Source organism: Pseudogemmobacter sp. TB195 (assembly GCF_058313095.1).
Window position 1 is genome coordinate 1 of the sequence record NZ_JBZEGG010000219.1, and the last position, 525, is coordinate 525.

The following is a 525-nucleotide window of genomic DNA, read 5'->3' on the forward strand; positions in this document are numbered from 1 at the left end:
CCACGCCAGACCGGCCCCGCGCCGCAAAGCGCGCGCCGTACGGCAAAGCATCCAGAAAATGTCAGCTGAATACAAAAATGGTGCCGGCGGAGAGCCTGTTTCGCTTATGTTGGACGCCACATTATCTTGATAAATAAGCGCTATTTCAATAGCACGAAAGGCCTGTTACCATAAATGTAACCACGCTACGTGGGGCCACGTCCTAGCGGAACAAACCTCCACAGGTTCGTCAATCGGCTCGGCTAGGAGCACGCTCACGTGTTCCCGTCATCTGTCTCTGGCTGCCCGGTGAACACTTTTCCTAATCGGCCCTGAATGGCGTCGAGCACAAAATTCCTAGGATCGACCCACGCTCCTTTAGTGACAATTTCGTTAGCATACGCTTCCAAAGCCGCGCGGAACTGATCAGCATCTGCGAACTCGTGGCAGAACGCGTGAAAGCTCGGGTAGTCGAGAAGCACAAAAGTGTCCGAGCCTCCCTTCATGCGCCCGTAGTACTCCATGAACCGCTGACCTTCGTCGTGG

The 525-nt window shown here is 54.9% G+C and carries 1 protein-coding gene; it reads right to left on the reverse strand.

Features of this window, described 5'->3' with window-relative positions:
- Nucleotides 1-254: 254 nt before the first annotated feature.
- Nucleotides 255-525, reverse strand: a 271-nt coding sequence (locus AC4FS3_RS29460; protein WP_491023488.1) for a hypothetical protein, incomplete at its 5' end; no start/stop codon positions are given.